Annotated in this window: 19 protein-coding genes; 11 read left to right on the top strand and 8 right to left on the bottom strand. The window is 59.3% G+C overall.

What is annotated here, in order from left to right:
• On the bottom strand, positions 1 to 212 hold a 212-nt coding region (locus J2T09_RS27225; protein ID WP_306840223.1), incomplete at its 3' end, for a hypothetical protein.
• Positions 213 to 243: 31 nt separating this feature from the next.
• Between J2T09_RS27225 and hrpB the strand changes: the two genes are divergently transcribed.
• The 3 genes from hrpB (at position 244) to J2T09_RS27210 (ending at position 4,721) form a co-directional block, all read left to right on the top strand.
• Positions 244 to 2,721 (top strand): ATP-dependent helicase HrpB, encoded by a 2,478-nt coding sequence (hrpB, locus tag J2T09_RS27220; RefSeq protein WP_306840222.1) that lies wholly within the window; start codon positions 244 to 246, stop codon positions 2,719 to 2,721.
• A gap of 3 nt (positions 2,722 to 2,724) precedes the next feature.
• On the top strand, positions 2,725 to 4,038 hold the full coding sequence (locus tag J2T09_RS27215; RefSeq protein WP_306840221.1) for an ActS/PrrB/RegB family redox-sensitive histidine kinase: 1,314 nt from the start codon (positions 2,725 to 2,727) through the stop codon (positions 4,036 to 4,038).
• A 101-nt stretch (positions 4,039 to 4,139) separates the two neighbouring features.
• Positions 4,140 to 4,721 carry an ActR/PrrA/RegA family redox response regulator transcription factor gene (locus tag J2T09_RS27210; RefSeq protein WP_306840220.1) on the top strand — a complete coding sequence of 194 codons (582 nt, stop codon included), beginning with the start codon at positions 4,140 to 4,142 and terminating at the stop codon, positions 4,719 to 4,721.
• Here the strand turns inward: J2T09_RS27210 and J2T09_RS27205 are convergent, their stop codons facing one another.
• Complete coding sequence (locus J2T09_RS27205) at positions 4,722 to 5,210, bottom strand: MmcB family DNA repair protein (protein ID WP_306840219.1); 489 nt, start codon at positions 5,208 to 5,210, stop codon at positions 4,722 to 4,724.
• A gap of 188 nt (positions 5,211 to 5,398) precedes the next feature.
• Here J2T09_RS27205 and J2T09_RS27200 point away from each other — a divergent pair, with 188 nt between their 5' ends.
• Positions 5,399 to 6,070: a L,D-transpeptidase gene (locus J2T09_RS27200; RefSeq protein WP_306840218.1), complete on the top strand. Its 672-nt coding sequence runs from the start codon at positions 5,399 to 5,401 to the stop codon at positions 6,068 to 6,070.
• Between the two features lie 68 nt (positions 6,071 to 6,138).
• Here the strand turns inward: J2T09_RS27200 and J2T09_RS27195 are convergent, their stop codons facing one another.
• The 4 genes from J2T09_RS27195 to hslV form a co-directional block, all read right to left on the bottom strand.
• Positions 6,139 to 7,536, bottom strand: a complete 1,398-nt coding sequence (locus J2T09_RS27195) for a cytochrome P450 (protein WP_306840217.1) — start codon at positions 7,534 to 7,536, stop codon at positions 6,139 to 6,141.
• 38 nt (positions 7,537 to 7,574) lie between these two features.
• Entirely contained in the window at positions 7,575 to 8,525 is a 951-nt protein-coding gene (locus tag J2T09_RS27190; RefSeq protein ID WP_306840216.1) for a DUF1402 family protein, read from the bottom strand.
• A 173-nt stretch (positions 8,526 to 8,698) separates the two neighbouring features.
• On the bottom strand, positions 8,699 to 10,009 hold the full coding sequence (gene hslU, locus J2T09_RS27185) for an ATP-dependent protease ATPase subunit HslU (RefSeq protein WP_306840215.1): 1,311 nt from the start codon (positions 10,007 to 10,009) through the stop codon (positions 8,699 to 8,701).
• A 75-nt stretch (positions 10,010 to 10,084) separates the two neighbouring features.
• Positions 10,085 to 10,612, bottom strand: a complete 528-nt coding sequence (hslV, locus tag J2T09_RS27180; RefSeq protein ID WP_306840214.1) for an ATP-dependent protease subunit HslV — start codon at positions 10,610 to 10,612, stop codon at positions 10,085 to 10,087.
• 178 nt (positions 10,613 to 10,790) lie between these two features.
• On the opposite strand from hslV, the gene hisB reads away from it, so the two are divergent.
• The 7 genes from hisB to coaA are packed head-to-tail and all read left to right on the top strand — an operon-like array spanning position 10,791 to position 15,408.
• On the top strand, positions 10,791 to 11,399 hold the full coding sequence (gene hisB / locus J2T09_RS27175) for an imidazoleglycerol-phosphate dehydratase HisB (protein WP_306840213.1): 609 nt from the start codon (positions 10,791 to 10,793) through the stop codon (positions 11,397 to 11,399).
• A 26-nt stretch (positions 11,400 to 11,425) separates the two neighbouring features.
• Positions 11,426 to 11,908 carry a DUF2628 domain-containing protein gene (locus tag J2T09_RS27170; RefSeq protein ID WP_306840212.1) on the top strand — a complete coding sequence of 161 codons (483 nt, stop codon included), beginning with the start codon at positions 11,426 to 11,428 and terminating at the stop codon, positions 11,906 to 11,908.
• Positions 11,908 to 12,558: an imidazole glycerol phosphate synthase subunit HisH gene (hisH, locus tag J2T09_RS27165; protein WP_306840211.1), complete on the top strand. Its 651-nt coding sequence runs from the start codon at positions 11,908 to 11,910 to the stop codon at positions 12,556 to 12,558. The genes J2T09_RS27170 and hisH overlap by 1 nt, the downstream gene beginning before the upstream one ends.
• Positions 12,558 to 13,301, top strand: a complete 744-nt coding sequence (gene hisA, locus J2T09_RS27160) for a 1-(5-phosphoribosyl)-5-[(5-phosphoribosylamino)methylideneamino]imidazole-4-carboxamide isomerase (protein ID WP_306840224.1) — start codon at positions 12,558 to 12,560, stop codon at positions 13,299 to 13,301. Before hisH ends, hisA begins: the two co-directional genes overlap by 1 nt.
• Positions 13,298 to 14,086 carry an imidazole glycerol phosphate synthase subunit HisF gene (hisF, locus tag J2T09_RS27155; RefSeq protein ID WP_306840210.1) on the top strand — a complete coding sequence of 263 codons (789 nt, stop codon included), beginning with the start codon at positions 13,298 to 13,300 and terminating at the stop codon, positions 14,084 to 14,086. Before hisA ends, hisF begins: the two co-directional genes overlap by 4 nt.
• A 12-nt stretch (positions 14,087 to 14,098) precedes the next feature.
• Positions 14,099 to 14,422: a phosphoribosyl-ATP diphosphatase gene (locus J2T09_RS27150; protein ID WP_306840209.1), complete on the top strand. Its 324-nt coding sequence runs from the start codon at positions 14,099 to 14,101 to the stop codon at positions 14,420 to 14,422.
• Complete coding sequence (coaA, locus tag J2T09_RS27145) at positions 14,419 to 15,408, top strand: type I pantothenate kinase (protein WP_306840208.1); 990 nt, start codon at positions 14,419 to 14,421, stop codon at positions 15,406 to 15,408. Before J2T09_RS27150 ends, coaA begins: the two co-directional genes overlap by 4 nt.
• A gap of 25 nt (positions 15,409 to 15,433) precedes the next feature.
• Here coaA and J2T09_RS27140 read toward each other — a convergent pair whose 3' ends face one another.
• Together J2T09_RS27140 and arfB are read right to left on the bottom strand one after the other, a co-directional pair.
• Positions 15,434 to 16,045 carry an alpha-ketoglutarate-dependent dioxygenase AlkB gene (locus J2T09_RS27140; protein WP_306840207.1) on the bottom strand — a complete coding sequence of 204 codons (612 nt, stop codon included), beginning with the start codon at positions 16,043 to 16,045 and terminating at the stop codon, positions 15,434 to 15,436.
• 23 nt (positions 16,046 to 16,068) lie between these two features.
• On the bottom strand, positions 16,069 to 16,503 hold the full coding sequence (gene arfB, locus J2T09_RS27135; RefSeq protein ID WP_306840206.1) for an alternative ribosome rescue aminoacyl-tRNA hydrolase ArfB: 435 nt from the start codon (positions 16,501 to 16,503) through the stop codon (positions 16,069 to 16,071).
• Positions 16,504 to 16,636: the final 133 nt, after the last annotated feature.

Raw genomic sequence — 16,636 nt, 5'->3', positions numbered from 1 at the left:
AAGATTTTTGAGACAAGAACTTCGTCGCCAGCAGCGCCGCCGCCCTCGTCAGTGACCGGGTTATAGGCGGACCAACCCGAAAACGTCAACAGTCCTTTTGCAAAAATGTCATGTTTTTTCCGATAAATTATCAAAACCCTTGTGCACCAAGGCTTCTCGCCGGCATTTTTTCTTGAAGGTTGCGTTTGTGCCTTCGCGGCGGCATTTCTCATTGTGATTTCCGCCCCGAGAAAGCCCCGTTTGATGTCAATCACTTCCCTATACCCATCGGCTCTGCCGGAACTGCCGATCCGTGAAACCTTCCCGCAGATCGTCAGGGCACTCAGTGAGGGAAACCGGGCCGTGTTGGCCGCGCCGCCCGGGGCGGGCAAAACCACCCTGGTTCCTCTCCTGCTTCTCGAACAGGACTGGTGTACGGGCAAGATCATATTGCTGGAGCCACGCCGACTGGCGGCGCGCGCGGCTGCGGGCCGCATGGCATCTCTGCTTGATCAGCAACCGGGCGAGACCGTCGGTTATCGCATGCGGCTCGACAACCGCATTTCGGCGAAGACACGTATTGAAGTGGTGACCGAAGGCGTTTTTGCACGGATGGTGCTTGAGGATCCGGAACTGACCGGTATCTCGGCGGTCCTGTTCGATGAATTTCACGAACGCTCGCTGGATGCGGATTTCGGGCTTGCGCTTGCGCTCGATGTGCAGGCAGGCCTTCGCGAGGATCTGCGGATCGTGGTCATGTCGGCAACGCTCGACATCGAACGGATCAGCGGCCTTCTGCAGGGGGCACCGATGATCCGCAGTGAAGGGCGCGCCTACCCGGTGGAAGTTCGCTACAAGGATCGTCCCGGTGACGAGCGTATTGAAGACGCCGTCGCGAAAGCGGTGCTCGACGCGCATGGGCAGGAAAGCGGCTCCATTCTTGCCTTCCTGCCTGGACAGGCTGAAATCCTGAGAACCGCGGAACGGCTCGAGGGGCGGCTGGCCGGAGATACGTCGATCGTGCCATTGTTCGGCAACCTTTCCCAGAAAGAGCAGGACCTGGCCATCAGGCCGTGCCCCCCCGGCAAGCGCAAGGTGGTCTTGGCCACATCGATCGCCGAAACATCGATCACCATCGACGGCGTCCGGATCGTGATCGATAGCGGGCAACAGCGGCTTCCGGTCTTTGAACCCTCGACGGGGATCACCCGGCTGGAAACCACACGCGTTTCACAGGCAGCAGCCGACCAGCGCGCCGGTCGCGCGGGACGAACAGAACCGGGTGTCGCCATAAGGCTCTGGCACCAGGGACAGACTGCAGCCCTGCCCGCCTTTGCGCCGGCACAGATTCTCTCCAGCGACCTGTCTGGTCTGGCACTGGATATGGCGCATTGGGGCGTGCGTGACGCCAGCGTCCTGGCATTTCTGGACCAACCACCGGCGCCCGCACTTGCTGAGGCGCGGCAATTGCTTCGCATGCTGGGCGCTCTCGACGCGCTGGATGCATTGACGGCAAAGGGCCGGCTGATGCGGGAGCTGGCGCTTCCGCCACGCCTGGCCGCCATGGCGATATCCGGCGCCGAGGACGGACACGCCACGACCGCCTGCAAGCTTGCCGTGCTGATGACGGAACAGGGGCTTGGCGGCAATGCCATTGATCTTGAGGAGCGTTTGCGCCGGTTCGATCGCGAAAAAGGCGAACGCGCCGAGGCGGCCCGGAAACTGGCCGGTCGTTTGGTGAAGTCGCTTGGCAACAGTCCGATCAATGACCAAAACGGCAATATCGGTGCATTGCTTCTGCACGCCTATCCCGATCGCGTCGCCATTCAGCGCGGTGGGCATGGGCGTTTTGTGATGGCAAACGGGCGCGGGGCTGCGGTGCATGAGACGGAACGGCTGGCCGGAGCGCGCATGCTGGTGATTGCCGATCTGACCGGGCGCGCGGCGCAGGCGCGTGTTCTTGCTGCCACCGAAGTGAGCCGCGCCGATGTGGATGCAGAACTTGCCGATGTGATCGAACGCAGGGACGAGGGATTTTTCGACATGTCAAGCCGACAGGTTCGGGCGCGGCGGGTGGTCAGGATCGGTGCTGTTCTGCTGGACGAATCACCATTGCCGCGCCCGACAGGCGCTGCTGCTGCCGAAGCGCTGGCAGATGGCATCCGGCAACTGGGCCTGCAGGTCCTCGATTTCGGCAGGGACGGGAGCCAGCTGCGCGACCGGATCGGCTTTCTCCACCGCACAGTGGGAGAGCCGTGGCCGGATGTTGCTGACGAGGCATTGTTGGCCCGCCTGGAGGAATGGTTCGTGCCGTTTCAGGGTGGCAAGACCAGCCTGGATTCGATTGATGCCGGCAGCCTGGCCGAGGGTTTGCGTTCGCTGCTTCCGCACGAAATCCGCCAGGACCTTGGCCGGATGGCACCCAGTCATTTCGAGGCACCGACCGGTCAACGGCATCCCATTCGGTATGACGGCGCAGAACCGGTTTTGACCATTCGGGTGCAGGAACTGTTCGGTTTGACGAAACATCCATCGGTCGCCGGAGGGCGCCTCCCCCTGCTTCTCGAGCTGACATCGCCGGCACATCGACCCATCCAGACGACACGGGATCTGCCCGGCTTCTGGTCAGGATCCTGGAAAGATGTCAGAGCGGATATGCGGGGCCGATATCCCAGACATCCCTGGCCCGAAGACCCGGCAGCGGCCATGCCGACCAACCGCGCAAAACCACGTGGAACGTGACCAATGAGCATCGCAGAAAAATCCTCCCTCAGACACGCGCAGTTCGGCGACAGCAGCCGTCGCATTCGCCTGCAGACACTGGTACGACTGCGCTGGCTTGCGGTTGCCGGCCAGAGCGTCACCGTGCTGATTGTCTGGCAGTTTCTGAATTTTCCGCTTCCTCTTCCGGAAGCGCTGCTTCTGATTGGCGCTTTGGCCAGCGCAAACCTGTTTCTGTCCTATCGATTTGCACCGACGCATCGTTTGGAGTCGACTGCGGCTTTTACGCTGCTCGGCTTCGACCTCCTGCAGATGGCTGGCCTCTTGTTCATTACCGGCGGCCTTGCCAATCCATTCGCACCGTTGATCTGTGTGCCGGTCATCATTTCATTTGCATCGCAACCGCTGGTGCCTTCGCTGGCTCTTCTGGCATTCGCGGTGATCTGCACGACGATCCTGGTGCTCACACCCTATTCCGTGCCGTGGTATCCGGACCATGCGCTGGCCGTCGAGCCGGTCATGCAGCTTGGTGTCTGGTGCGCCATTGCTTCGATGATGTCATTTGCCGCCTTTTACGCCTATCGCGTTTCCCATGAGGCGACTCAGCTTGCCGACGCGCTGGCTGCGACCGAGCTGGTTCTTGAGCGCGAAAAACACCTGTCGCAGCTCGACGGCCTGGCCGCCGCTGCCGCCCATGAGCTCGGCACACCACTTGCGACAATCACCGTGGTTGCCAAGGAAATGCAGCGCGAGCTGGGCAATGACGAGAAATACGGTGAGGACGTGGCTCTCTTGAGAAGCCAGAGCGAGCGTTGCCGCGATATCCTGCGGCGCCTCACCTCGCTTTCGACCGATAACGAGGAGCATATGCGTCGGCTGCCCCTGTCATCTCTTATAGAAGAGGTGACGGCGCCGCACCGGCAGTTCGGCATCGATATCAAGCTGGTGGAAAAGACTTCACGCCATGGCGAACCCGTCGGCAACCGCAATGCCGGCATTCTCTATGGCCTCGGCAATCTGATCGAAAACGCGGTCGATTATGCCCGCGACATGGTCACGCTGACGGTGGAGCACGATGCCGAGAAAGTGGTCGTGACGATTGCCGATGACGGCCAGGGTTTTGCGCCCGATGTTCTGCTCCGGATCGGCGAGCCTTATATGAGCAGCCGACCGACCTCGCAGGATCGCGCCGGCGGGCTCGGGCTCGGGCTGTTCATTGCCAAGACATTGCTGGAGCGCTCCGGGGCCACACTGCGCTTCGACAACTGGCAGGCCGATGGAAGCGGTGCACGCGTTCACATCGAATGGCCGCGCTGGCGAATGGAAGCAGATCAATAAGCGCCGATCGGAATGCGGGTAAAGTGACTTTACCGATCGATTGCAAAAGACGATAACGTGCGCATTAACAGTGGGCACAAAGGCCTGCGGAGACTAATATTATGATTGCAGACAGGAATGAGCCTCAGGGCATTTTGGATACGGCCGACTATATCGGCCCCGACGCCTCGCTTCTGATCGTCGATGACGATGGTCCTTTTTTGCGTCGCCTGGCACGGGCGATGGAAACCCGCGGTTTTGAAGTGGAAGTTGCGGAATCCGTCACGGAAGGCATCGCCAAGTCAAAAATCCGCCCGCCGAAATATGCCGTGGTGGACCTCAGGCTCGGCGATGGCAACGGCCTTGATGTCATCGAAGCGATCCGCGAAAGCCGTACCGATACGCGCGTCATCATGCTGACGGGTTACGGCAATATCGCAACTGCGGTGACTGCCGTGAAGCTCGGCGCCGTCGATTACCTTTCAAAGCCTGCGGATGCAGACGAGGTGTTCAACGCATTGACGCAGCGCCCCGGTGAAAAGGCCGATGTGCCGGAAAACCCGATGTCGGCGGATCGCGTGCGTTGGGAACATATCCAGCGAGTCTATGAAATGTGCGAGCGCAACGTTTCCGAAACCGCGCGCCGCCTCAACATGCATCGCCGCACGTTGCAGCGCATTCTGGCCAAGCGCGCGCCAAAATAATCAAAGTTCGTCGAAGGATTTGCCGGTCGCCCATTCCGCCATCATCAGGCGTTGGGCGGCGGCACGTGCGAAATTCAGCATGACGGATTTTCGCGTCGCCGGCGACAGCCGATGTTCCGGCGCCTCACGCAGCATATGGCTGCCATAACCATCCGACAGAAACAGCCCGCACTCTTCCGGAAAGATATCGAGCGGCACATCCTTGTGTGTCGCAAAAAACAGCCGATCGCAATGAAGCCGGTAGTCCGGCCATTTGCGATCGACGCGAAAATCCTCGACCGACGTCTTGATCTCGACGATCCAGATCTCTCCTTTTTCGGACAGGCTGATCAGATCGGCCCGGCGGCCGCTCGCCAGGGTCAGTTCCGGAACGATGGCGTGACGCATATCGTTCAGAAGAATCTGAACGCCGCGCCGAACCATCATGGCGCGGGCGGATTGCCGCCCATCCAGAAGCGGATTGTCGTTGCCGATACTGACTATGGTCATTGGGACAATCGTGTTTCCTGCCGGCCCTCCCGGCTATGTTGCAAAAAGGCCATGACCTTTTCAATTGTGCAATAGCGAACGCGCACGCCACCGCGGCATCTTGCAAAGCCTAATGTAATGGCAAATAACCACGATCAAAGGTGAGCGTTTCATCTTCGGTTCACAATCTTCATTTCCAAGAGAAATCCATGCGCATCCGCACCAGCATGATCGCTTCCGGCTTGGCCCTGTTGGCCCTGGCAGGCTGCTCCACGACGTCTGAAACCAAGGTGGCTTCCAATGCCCCGGCGACTGTCGAAACCTCGGAAATCTTTACGGATTCCTACGGCAGCATGACCGATGCCGGTTACACGCTGCCGGCAATCCCGATCAGCCGTCTCGCTGAGAAGTTTCATCGCCAGATCGTCAGCTTCGACACGGCCGAACGTCCCGGCACGATCATCGTGAACACGCGCGAGCGCTTCCTTTATTACGTGCTGCCGCGCGGCAAGGCCGTGCGTTACGGTATCGGCGTCGGCAAGCAGGGTTTTGCCTGGGCCGGTGAAGCCTATGTTGCCTGGAAGCAGGAATGGCCGAACTGGCATCCGCCGAAGGAAATGGCAGCCCGCAAGCCGGACATTGCGAAATACGTCGAAGCTGGCATGGGCCCGGGCCTCAACAACCCGCTCGGCGCACGCGCCATGTATCTTTTCAACGAGAAAGGTCAGGACACGCTGTTCCGTCTGCACGGTACACCGGAATGGGCCTCGATCGGCACCGCCGCTTCTTCGGGCTGCATTCGCATGATCAACCAGGACGTTATCGACCTCTACCGCCGGGTCCAGCCTGGTCGTCAGACCAAGGTCGTCGTGATCCAGTAATCGGAAGATTACCAGACATGTTGATCGGCCCGAGCAATCGGGCCGATTTTTTTGTTGAGAGATCGACATCAGTTCCGAAGCGTCACACGCATCGGCAACCCATCCCGCGGCTGCGTGGTCAGCTTCTGCACAGGCCAAGGAACCGTTTGCGGTGTCACATCGAAACGGTAACGTTTCATCAGAACAGCAAGAGCAATCACCGCTTCCTGCATGGCAAACGTCGCGCCGATGCAGACGCGTGGACCAGCGCCGAAAGGCAGATATTGGAAGCGGCTGATTTTTGCGCGGTTTTCCGGCAGGAACCGTTCCGGCATGAAAGCGCGCGGTTTTTCCCAATAGAGTTCGTGTCGATGCAGCGTCCAGGGCATGACGAGTGCTGTCGTGCCGGCCCTGATCTCCACCCTCTTGCCATCAGGTGACGTCCAGCTGTCGTCCTGAATGGCAGCGCGATTGATTGAGGGCGCTGGCGGATAGAGGCGCAGAGCTTCTTCAAAGGCCGCACGAACATTCGGCATCATGTCCAGCCATTCGACCGGCTCGGCTCCGCTTGCAACAATCCGATCAACCTCTTCTTCCATGGCCTGTCGGATATGCGGTGATTGCGCCACGCAATAAAGCGTCCAGGCAAGCGCACGGGCCGTGGTTTCGTGGCCAGCGCCGATGAAGGTGAGGATATTGTCTTCGATCTCGTCGAGCGTCAGCCCGTCCGGCCCGGCCTGTTGCAGAAGCAGCGTCAGGAAATCCTGCGGCGCATCGGTCGGATTGGCCGCTATCTTCGCCTTTCGATGCTCCATCGTGTTGCGAACGATTTCCCGGAATTTGTCGAGCACCCGCTTGCCGCCGATGCGCGTGATCCGCGGCACCCACGGCGGGGCTCGCAAAAGATCCATCGGATCGACGCGGCCCATGCGGTGCAGAAGCTGATCGACATCATCGGAAAAATTGCTGGTTTCGGAGATGATGTCACCGGAAAACAGCGTTTCGGAAAGGATGGCGAAGGCAAGTTCGGTCATATCGACCGAAACGTCGTGGACGCGGCCGGAAGAACCGACATCCGCATATTTCTCCGTATACTCTTCCGACTTGGCCAGCATCTGCCCGGCAAAGCCCTTGGCGTGGCGAGGCGTGAACACCGGCGCCATGGCCTTGCGTGAACGCTTCCAGACCTGCCCTTCCGCTGTCAGTAATCCATCCCGCAGGATCGGCCGTAATATCAGCTGGCGAATTTCCGACATTTCGTAATTGGCAGCATTATCCACCAGCACATGCCGGATCAGGCCGGGATCGTTGATGATCAGCGTCCGTTCCTGAAAAAACTTCGTATCGATCCAGGGCAGCGTATAGGACGGCTCGCCCCACAGTTCGAGCGGATTGCGCAAGACCGTGCGGATGATTTCCAGCCGGGATGGCGGCACGGTGCGGGGCACCGGTGCCGGCGGAACGAAAGGTTCGGGACGCATGTCCATCAGCGATCCTCCTGCTTCATGAGGATCTATATCAGTCTTCAGAGAAGCGATTTCAAATCGGCAAGCTTGTCGTTGACCAGCCAGCCGTAATAATTCTCTTCCGGCAGGCCGCCACGAGCCTTGAGTGCCGCGGCACGCTGCGCAGAACCGCCGGTATTATAAAGCGTGGAAGTGATACCGGGGTTGTTGCTGATATCGACATTGGCAATAGACGAATAATCATCGATCGAACGGCGGATCGTGGCCGCCATATAGGCGAGCGACTTGTCCGGATCCATGATGGCCCGATAGACCTCGCCGGCATCGTTTTCATCCAGCTTGGAATAACCGGACTTTTTGGTGACCATGTCCGACTGCATCAAAGCCGTCAGCGGGTTGATCTGCCCAAGGCCAAAAGTCTGGCCCGCATAGAAGGGCTGGAAGAACACGGCGCTGAAACGGTTGTCCGGATAGGACGTGCCGCCAACGCGATTACCGCGAAAAGTCTTTTCCCAGATGTTTTCACGGCAGGACCAGAGACGGTAGGAATCGCCGCTGCAGCTCGAAAATTCCGGGCGGCCGACGAAGTCCGCGATGCTTTCATCCTTGTAGCCAAACCGGAAACTGTTGCCGGCATAGGCCGCCGCTTTCACGTAATAGCTCTGCAGCCGGTCATATGCATCGACATTATAGGTATGTTCGCCGACAATCGCGCCGACCATGTGGATCGGATCGATGCCATAGGTGCGTGCCGTCGACTTGATCTTGGCGATCAGCGATTTGTCGGTCGCCAGAAGCTCGCGGATCTTGTCGTATTTGTCATCGAACGTGGTGCGGCCGGCGCGGGTGCGGCGAACCGATGCCCCCGGAATTTTAGGCTGCTCGATATTGCGATTGCCCGGTGGCACGACAGTATCCGCCAATGCCGGCGTCGGTGCGCACCATGCCAGCAAGGACAAAGTCAGAATGAAGCCTGTAAAGGCGGATTTACCGGTATGATTTCGCAACATCGTCTCCTGCCGATCGCTCGGCGATCCTGGGCAGATCTGCGGAAGGAGCCAGCGCTTTTCAGTAAAACGCGCCTCCTTTACGTGAAAGGTAGGCGCGCTGTCGAGCTTTCAACGCTCAAAAAGCCATCACAGTTTGAAGAGTGGCGCCGGAGAGTGTCTCCGACGCCACGCCTTTACAGGATGTAACGCGACAGATCGGCATCGGCTGCAATATCGCCGACATGTTTTCGCACATAGTCCGCATCAATCGTGATCGAGGTGCCGCCCTGATCCGGTGCGGTGAACGAGATTTCGTCCAGCACACGCTCCATCACCGTCTGCAGACGGCGAGCACCGATGTTTTCGACCGACGAGTTCAGGTGAACCGCCACATCGGCAAGTGCGTCGATGGCATCATCGGTGAAGGTGAGGCTCACATCCTCCGTGCCCATCAGCGCCTTGTACTGGCGGATAAGGCTGGCTTCGGTTTCCGTCAGGATGCGGCGAAAGTCTTCTTTCACCAGCGGGCGAAGTTCGACCCGGATAGGCAAACGACCCTGCAACTCAGGGAGAAGATCCGACGGCTTGGAAACGTGGAAGGCACCTGAGGCGATAAACAGGATATGGTCGGTTTTGACCGGACCATATTTGGTCGACACCGTCGTGCCTTCAACCAGCGGCAGAAGATCGCGCTGAACACCTTCACGCGACACGCCGGCACCCATGCCGCCGTCACGCGCGGCGATCTTGTCGATCTCATCGAGGAAGACGATGCCATCGTTTTCGACCGAACGCACGGCTTCGCGCTGAATGACTTCATTGTCGATCAGCTTGTCGGATTCGTCACGGATCAGCTCGCCGTAGGATTTCTGCACGGTGGTGCGCACCTTCTTAGTGCGGCCGCCCATGGCCTTGCCGAACATTTCCGACAGGTTCAGCACGCCTATATTCGCACCCGGCATGCCGGGGATCTCGAAACCGCCGGGCATGCCTGAACCGGTATCGGCAACTTCGATCTCGATTTCCTTGTCGTCCAGTTCGCCGCTGCGCAGCTTCTTGCGGAAGTTATCGCGCGTTGCGGGCGATGCCGTCGAGCCGACCAGTGCGTCGAGAACGCGTTCCTCGGCGCTCATATGCGCCTTGGCCTGCACTTCCGAGCGCTTCTTGTCGCGCACGAGACCGATGCCGATTTCGACGAGGTCACGAATGATCTGCTCGACATCGCGGCCGACATAACCGACCTCGGTGAATTTCGTGGCTTCAACCTTGATGAAGGGCGCACCGGCGAGCTTTGCCAGACGGCGGGAGATTTCCGTCTTGCCGACGCCGGTCGGGCCGATCATCAGGATGTTCTTGGGCATGACTTCGTCGCGCAGGCCCTCTTCGAGCTGCTGGCGGCGCCAGCGGTTACGAAGCGCAATCGCCACCGCACGCTTGGCCTCGTGCTGGCCGATAATATAGCGATCGAGTTCGGAGACGGTTTCTCTGGGAGAAAAATTGGTCATTGTCTTCCTTTCGGCCCCCTCGTGGCTCCGGCCATTATGGCCCGGTGCCAAGGGTCCATGACATTTGGAATGCAGTTATTCGGCGTCGAGGCTTTCGACCACGATATTATGGTTGGTGTAGACGCAGATATCGGCAGCGATTTCGAGCGCCGTCTTGGCGATGTGTTCAGCCGACTTGTCCGAATCCATCAGAGCGCGAGCCGCCGCAAAGGCGTAGTTGCCGCCGGATCCGATGGCGACCGTGCCGTGTTCAGGCTCCAGAACGTCGCCATTACCAGTGATCGCCAGCGTGATCGACTTGTCGGCCACCAGCATCATCGCCTCGAGATGGCGAAGATAACGGTCGGTGCGCCAATCCTTGGCAAGTTCGACGGCAGCGCGCATCAACTGGCCGGGATATTGTTCGAGTTTCTTTTCCAGACGATCGAGAAGCGTGAAGGCGTCAGCGGTCGCACCTGCGAAACCGGCTATCACTTCCCCGCCCTTGCCGATGCGACGCACCTTGCGTGCATTGCCCTTCATGACGGTCTGGCCGAGGCTCACCTGGCCATCGCCAGCCATTATCACCTTGCCACCTTTCCGCACCGTGATGATTGTTGTCATAAAACACCTGTCTGCCCGCTTGGTCGGGCTCCTTGAATTCGGCCTTCATTGGCCGGTTGGGTTCTATGTAAGTGGGCAAATCGCGAATGCAAATGCGACGCTTTTATCGGTTCGCCGTTCTGGATATTTCTCTGCCCCCCTGATAAGGAACCGCAACATTTCCAGTATGGAGCGTTCTATGGCCGCCGCCAAAGACAGCCGAACCGCAACGGTTTCCCGCAAGACGAACGAGACGGCGATTTCCGTTACCGTCAATCTCGACGGCACGGGCACATCGAAGATCAGCTCGGGCATCGGCTTCTTCGACCATATGCTGGAACAGCTCAGCCGCCATTCGCTGATCGACATGGAGATCGACGTGAAGGGCGACCTGCATATCGACGACCACCATTCGGTCGAGGACACCGGCATTGCCATAGGTCAGGCGATTTCCAAGGCACTGGGCGACCGTCGCGGCATCACCCGCTATGCTTCGCTTGATCTTGCCATGGACGAAACCATGACCAAGGCTGCCGTCGATCTGTCCGGCCGCCCTTTCCTCGTCTGGAACGTCGCCTTCAGCGCCCCCAAGATCGGCACATTCGATACCGAACTGGTACGCGAATTCTTTCAGGCGCTCGCCCAGAATGCCGGGATTACCCTGCATGTGCTGAACCATTACGGCGCCAACAACCACCATATCGCCGAGACCTGCTTCAAGGCAGTGGCTCGCGTGCTGCGCACCGCGACCGAAATCGACGAGCGTCAGGACGACCGCGTACCATCCACCAAGGGAACGCTCGTCTGATCGGGTTTTGACCCTAAGGAGGTTTCGTGATCAGCTATACCGTATTGACGACACCTGGCGGAGCTGACCGGGATCACGCATCGACGCTTTTCGTCGCCGATCGTTTTATCTGGTCTGCGATGCTTCTGCCGTGGATCTGGCTTCTGTCGCGTCGCATGTGGTTTGCGGCTTTCGTTGTCTTTGTTGCCGAATGTCTTGCGATTTTCCTTATGCGGCAGCCGGGGCTCGGCACGGCGGGCCTGCTGGCAATCCTCGCCATCCATGCGTTGGTTGCGCTTGAAGGCGGTCATCTCCATATCCGCCATCTGATTGCTGGTGGCTGGAGCGTGGCAGGACAGATCGCGGCACCGGATCTCGCAACCGCCGAAGAACTGTTCTTCGCGAACCTGCCTGAACCGGCTGAAACACCCCTGCCCCCGGCATCCGACTGGGCAAAACCGAATTCTTCATCGACACAAGGCTGGAGCTCACCCGCGTTTGGCCTTTTCGACAATACTGGAGCACGCTGATGCGCGTTGCCATCATCGACTACGGATCGGGAAACCTGCGATCCGCCACCAAGGCTTTTGAACGCGCCGCACGCGAAGCCGGCATAAACGCGGTGATCGACCTGACCGACAAGCCGGAAGCGGTCGCCTCGGCCGACCGGATCGTTCTGCCCGGCGTCGGCGCCTATGCCGATTGCCGCGCCGGTCTTGCCGCCGTTGACGGCATGCATGAGGCATTGCTGGAGGTGGTCGATAAAAAGGCACATCCTTTCCTCGGCATCTGCGTCGGCATGCAGCTGATGTCGTCGCGTGGTCTTGAAAAGACGGTCACCGAGGGTTTCGGTTGGATCGACGGCGACGTCGTGGAAATGACGCCTTCCGACCCGAGCCTCAAGATTCCGCAGATCGGATGGAATACGCTGGATCTGAAGACCGACCACCCTGTGTTCGACGGCATCCCGACAGGTCCTGATGGGCTGCATGCCTATTTCGTGCATTCCTACCACCTTGCCGCCCGCAACGCCCATGATGTCATCGCCACCACCAATTACGGTGGCGCGATGACTGCCTTTGTCGGCCGCGACAACATGGTCGGCTCGCAGTTCCACCCGGAAAAGAGCCAGGCGCTTGGCCTCGCCCTGATCGCTAACTTCATGAAATGGGCTCCGTGATGATTCTTTTCCCGGCTATCGATCTCAAGGACGGCCAGTGCGTGCGCCTGAAACTCGGCGACATGGAACAGGCCACCGTCTACAACACAGACCCAGGCGCTCAGGCCAGGGCCTTCGAAGAACAAGGCTTTGAATGGCTGCATGTGGTCGATCTCAACGGCGCCTTTGCCGGCGAAACCGTCAACGGCGATGCTGTCGATGCGATCCTGAAGGCGACAAAGAACCCTGTCCAGTTGGGCGGCGGTATACGTACGCTCGATCATATCGAGGCGTGGCTTTCGCGCGGCCTGGCGCGCGTTATTCTCGGCACCGTTGCCGTGCGTGACCCGAACCTCGTCATCGAAGCTTGCAAGCGTTTTCCAGGTCAGGTCGCCGTCGGCATCGATGCCAAGGGCGGCAAGGTCGCGGTGGAAGGCTGGGCAGAAGCGTCCGAACTCGGGATCATTGAACTGGCGAAAAAATTCGAAGGTGCCGGCGTTTCGGCGATCATCTATACGGATATCGACCGCGACGGCATTCTGGCCGGCATCAACTGGGCATCCACGCTGGAACTCGCCGATTCCGTCTCCATTCCGGTGATCGCTTCGGGTGGCCTCGCTTCCATGGACGACATCCGTCGGATGCTGGAACCGGATGCACAAAAACTCGAAGGTGCCATTTCCGGCCGCGCGCTTTACGACGGCCGCATCGATCCGGACGAGGCTTTGGCCCTGATCCGCGCTGCCAAGGGAGTTTCTGCATGACCCTCAAGGCTCGCGTCATTCCCTGTCTCGACGTCAAGGACGGCCGTGTCGTCAAGGGCGTCAATTTTGTCGATCTGATCGATGCCGGTGACCCGGTAGAAGCCGCCAAGGCTTACGATGCAGCCGGCGCCGATGAACTCTGCTTCCTCGACATCACCGCATCCTCGGACAATCGCGACACGATCTTTGATGTCGTTGCCCGCACCGCCGATCATTGCTTCATGCCGCTGACGGTTGGCGGCGGCGTGCGCGCCGTTGGCGACATCCGCAAACTGCTGCTGGCCGGTGCCGACAAGGTCTCGATCAATTCGGCGGCGGTCAACAATCCCGATTTCGTGGCGGAAGCCGCCGACAAGTTCGGCAATCAGTGCATCGTCGTTTCGATCGATGCCAAACGCCGATTGACGCAATCGGTCGGCGGCGACAATCGCAGCGAATGGGAAATCTATACCCATGGCGGCCGCAACGCGACGGGCATCGATGCCGTCGAATTTGCCGCCCGCATGGTCGAGCGCGGCGCCGGTGAACTGCTGGTCACCTCGATGGACCGCGACGGCACCAAGGTCGGCTATGATCTGGAGCTCACCCGGGCGATCGCCGATGCGGTGCGTGTACCGGTCATCGCCTCCGGTGGCGTCGGTACGCTGGACGATCTCGTTGCCGGTGTAAAAGTAGGCCATGCGACCGCCGTTCTGGCCGCTTCGATTTTCCACTTCGGCACCTATACGATTGGCGAGGCGAAGCGCTATATGGCGGATCATGGCATTGCCATGCGACTGGACTGACGGGAGGCGGACTTGGGCGGATTTTCCTTAAACGATCTGGAAAAGATCGTGGCTGAACGCGCCATGGCATCTCCGGACCAGTCCTGGACAGCCAAGCTCGTTGCCGCAGGCCAGACCAAAGCCGCCAAGAAGCTTGGCGAAGAGGCAACCGAGACCGTGATCGCCGCCGTGGCACAGGATCGCAAGGAACTTGTCGGCGAAAGCGCGGACCTTCTTTATCATCTTTTGGTCGTATTGAAGATTGCCGATATCCCGCTACAGGATGTGCTGGATGAACTCCAGCGCCGGACCGGACAATCCGGTCTTCAGGAAAAGGCTAGCCGTCAACCATCATGACCAGTGCGCCGCAACCCGCCGAGGCATTTGAGGTCGGCATGATAACGGAACCCTATTCGCCCTATCATCACTTCACCGCGGACGAGTGGGCAAAGTTCCGGGCCGATACGCCGCTGACCCTGAAGGCCGAGGAAATTGCCCGGCTACGGTCCCTCGACGACCCGATCAATATCGATGAAGTGCGGCGGATCTATCTGTCGCTATCGCGTCTTCTGTCCTCGCATGTCGAGGCGTCGCAACTGCTTTTCCAGCAGCGAAACCGCTTTCTCAGCCTGTCGGACATCACCAAGACGCCTTTCATCATCGGCATTGCCGGATCGGTAGCCGTCGGCAAATCCACCACGGCCCGTATCCTCAAGGAATTGATGGCGCGCTGGCCTTCGAGCCCGAAAGTAGATCTGATCACCACGGACGGCTTTCTCTATCCCAATGCCGTTCTGCAGCGTGAAAACCTGATGGAGCGCAAGGGTTTTCCGGAAAGCTATGACGTCGGTGCCATTCTGCGTTTTCTGTCGGCCATCAAGGCCGGCGAGCCGAATGTGCAGGCTCCACGTTATTCGCACCTGACCTATGACGTACTTCCTGACGAATTCACGACCGTCGACCGGCCGGATATTCTGATCTTCGAAGGCATCAACGTCCTGCAATCCCGGGCGCTGCCGACCGATGGCAAGATCATTCCTATTGTCTCCGACTTTTTTGATTTCTCGATCTATATCGACGCGGACGAAGACCGCATTCACAGTTGGTATGTGCAGCGTTTCATGAAGCTGCGCGAAACGGCTTTCCGCGATCCGACCTCGTTCTTCAAGAAATACGCCGCGATCGATGCCGACGCGGCCCTGGCCGTTGCCGAAAACCTCTGGCAGAACATCAACCTGAAAAACCTGCGCCAGAACATTCTGCCGACACGACCACGGGCAGATCTTATTCTGCGCAAGGGCCGGGATCATTTCATCGAGACGGTATCGCTCAGGAAACTTTAGGCGATCTATCGCTGGCTATTTGTCGTTACGGATTGACCCGCCGCAGCGTCAGATTGATGCGACCGCCATTTTTCAGAAGCGTCGATGTGTCGGGATAAATCCTGTCCACGCCGTGAAACGCCAACCTCCCCTCGCCGCCCAGAAGCACGACATCACCGCTTGAAAGCTTGAACGATCCCGTCGGTGCCTTGCGATCGAGGCCACCGACGCGGAAAAGGCAGGTATTGCCGAGCGAAATGGACAGGACCGGCGCGTCAAACGCGTTTTCGTCCTTGTCCTGATGAAGGCCCATTTTTGCGTCGTCGCTATAAAAATTGACGAGGCAGGCTTCGGGCGGTTTTGCATGATCCGCCAGCTTTTCCCAAAGATCCAGAAGTTCCTGCGGCATCTGCGGCCAGGCTTTGCCGGTGACCGGATGTGTAGACTGATAGCGATACCCCTGTGACTTGTCAGTCACCCAGCCGAGCGGCCCGCAATTGGTCATACGAACCGACATCGGCCTGCCGGTACCCGGCATGACGGGTACGTATAGCGGCGCCTCGACAACGATCTGGCGGATGATGTCGACCAGATGTTCCTGGCTCGCACGATCCAGATAACCCGGCAGGTGTCTTATGCCATTCGCCAACGTCGCCACAGGCTCTCCTCCCCGGTAATCGATCAATCTCCCGTCGGGCGACCACGCATCTTCTTGACCTTGGATCGCCCCGACTTCGCCTTCAGGCGGCGTTCCACGGATCCCTTTGTCGGCTTGGTCGCCTTGCGTGGCGGTGGCGGTGGCTTGGCGGCTTCGAGGATCAGGTCCTTCAGCCGCTCCCTCGCCTCCTCGCGATTGCGATCCTGGCTGCGCGACCGGTTGGCCTCGATCATCAGCGTGCCATCCTTGGAGACACGGCGCCCACCCAGCCGCAGTGCGTTTTCTTTGACGCGATCCGGCAGCGAAGGCGAATTGGTGATGTTGAAGAACAGCTGGACCGCTGTGGAAACCTTGTTCACATGCTGGCCGCCGGCGCCACCCGAAAGCACGAACTGCTCGGTTAGTTCCCATCCGGCGATGGTGATACGGTGATTGATGATGAGGGGGTCGCTGGCCATGTCTGTCTCCGCCCCTCTCTTCCCACAAAGCCAGGCATAAGTCACGACCTCCACCAGAGGTGGAGGTTTGAAACGCTGCGCTTGAACCGCTAGAAGCGGTTTTGCTAGGTGTTAGTAGCTACGATTAAAGAGG

Origin of the sequence: Neorhizobium huautlense (genome assembly GCF_030811685.1) — a bacterium.
Classification (GTDB): Bacteria; Pseudomonadota; Alphaproteobacteria; order Rhizobiales; family Rhizobiaceae; genus Neorhizobium; species Neorhizobium huautlense_A.
This window is presented reverse-complemented; position numbering and strand designations above follow the sequence as displayed.